The organism is Luteibacter sp. P4_E6 (assembly GCF_056401535.1).
The window spans coordinates 1-1,816 of record NZ_JBFUJE010000682.1 but is presented as its reverse complement, the minus strand read 5'-3'; the positions used below and the strand labels follow the sequence as shown (position 1 = coordinate 1,816).

3 protein-coding genes are annotated in these 1,816 nt (G+C 61.8%); 2 read left to right on the top strand and 1 reads right to left on the bottom strand.

Annotated elements, in window-relative coordinates; genetic code table 11:
* The coding region (locus tag AC1DT2_RS22350) for a PLP-dependent transferase (RefSeq protein WP_477298813.1) at positions 1-407 on the bottom strand (407 nt) is incomplete at its 3' end.
* A 275-nt stretch (positions 408-682) separates the two neighbouring features.
* On the opposite strand from AC1DT2_RS22350, the gene rfbB reads away from it, so the two are divergent.
* Both rfbB and AC1DT2_RS22340 read left to right on the top strand, forming a co-directional pair.
* Positions 683-1,732, top strand: a complete 1,050-nt coding sequence (gene rfbB, locus AC1DT2_RS22345; RefSeq protein ID WP_477298811.1) for a dTDP-glucose 4,6-dehydratase — start codon at positions 683-685, stop codon at positions 1,730-1,732.
* A partial coding sequence (locus AC1DT2_RS22340; protein WP_477298815.1) for a sugar phosphate nucleotidyltransferase occupies positions 1,729-1,816 on the top strand: 88 nt, incomplete at its 3' end. The genes rfbB and AC1DT2_RS22340, both read left to right, overlap by 4 nt.

Here is a 1,816-nt window from a genome sequence, read left to right as displayed (position 1 = left end):
AGCTTGGCAAGGTCGACCAGATGCAGCATCGGATTCGTGGGCGTCTCGGCCCAGATCATGCGGGTATTCGGCTTCAGGGCCGCACGCAGGGCCGCGGTGTCATTGAGGTCGACAAAATCGAACTCGAGTCCCGCCGAACGGGTGCGCACACGCTCGAACAAACGATAGGTGCCGCCATAGAGATCGTTCATGGCGATCACGTGGCTGCCCGTGTCGAGCAGTTCCAGCACTGTGGCCGCGGCGGCTAGCCCGGAGGCGAACGCAAAGCCCGCCACGCCGCCTTCCAGCGAAGCCACGCAAGCCTCGTAGGCCATGCGCGTCGGATTCTGGGTGCGCGAGTACTCGAAGCCCTTGTGCTTGCCCGGACTGCTCTGCACGTAGGTTGATGTCGCGTAGATGGGCGTCATGATCGCGCCCGTCGAGGGATCGGGCGACTGTCCGGCATGGATAGCCCGGGTGCCGAGGCCGTGGACGCGAGGGACGGATTTACGAGAAGTCTTTATTTTCACAAGGAATTTTTCCCAAGGTTCATTTGCCGTTCAATCGCCAGCCCTCGCGAACGGCGCTACATATTACACTTGGTATTGGGCATACCGCCGCCTGAACGCGGTAGCTATCGGGCGAGCGCTGACGCGGAGCGAGAGCGCGTCATCCTGTGCAACATGGACGACAACGAGGTTCTATGAAAACACTGTTGGTAACCGGCGGCGCTGGCTTCATTGGCGCCAACTTCGTCCTCCAGGCGGTAGCTGATGGCCTGCGTGTGGTCAACCTGGACAAGCTTACCTACGCCGGCAATCTTGGCACACTGGAATCCCTCGAAAACAACGAAAAGCACCTTTTCGTTCAGGGAGATATCGGCGACCGGGCGCTGGTGAGCCGGTTGCTGACCGAGCACCGCCCCGATGCCATCGTGAACTTCGCTGCCGAGTCGCACGTGGACCGATCCATCGACGGACCCGCTGAGTTCGTCCAGACGAACGTGGTCGGTACGCTTGGCCTGCTTGAAGAAGCCCGCGACTTTTGGCGCGGCCTGGACGGGGCCGGGAAAGACGATTTTCGTTTTCTTCACGTGTCGACCGACGAGGTGTATGGCTCCCTGGGGGCCGAAGGCAAGTTCACCGAAAACACACCTTATTCGCCCAATTCGCCTTACTCGGCGAGCAAGGCGGCGTCCGATCACCTGGTCCGCGCCTTCCACCATACGTACGGCTTGCCGACGCTGACKACCAATTGCTCGAACAATTACGGGCCGTTCCAGTTCCCCGAGAAGCTCATTCCGCTGGTTATTCAGAAAGCGCTGAAGGGTGAGTCCCTGCCTATCTACGGCGACGGCAAGAACATCCGCGACTGGCTCTTCGTCGGCGACCACTGTTCGGCCATCCGCCGTGTGCTCGAGGCCGGCCGCGTGGGGGAGACCTACAACGTGGGCGGCAATGCGGAGCAGGAGAACATCGACGTGGTGAAGACGATCTGCCGCCTGCTCGACGCGCGCCACCCGCTGAAAGACGGCACGCCCCGCGAGTCGCTGATCACCTTTGTCCGGGACCGTCCGGGCCATGATCGCCGCTATGCCATCGATGCCAGCAAGCTCGCTTCCGAGCTCGGCTGGACGCCAACACAGACCTTCGAAACGGGCATCGAAGCGACCGTAAACTGGTATCTCGACCACCAGCCATGGGTCGCCTCGATCCTGGACGGTAGCTACCGGATGGAGCGCCTGGGCGCATGACCACCAAGGGCATCATCCTCGCCGGCGGATCGGGCACGCGCCTCTACCCTATTACCCAGGCGGTTAGTAAGCAGCTCCTCCCGG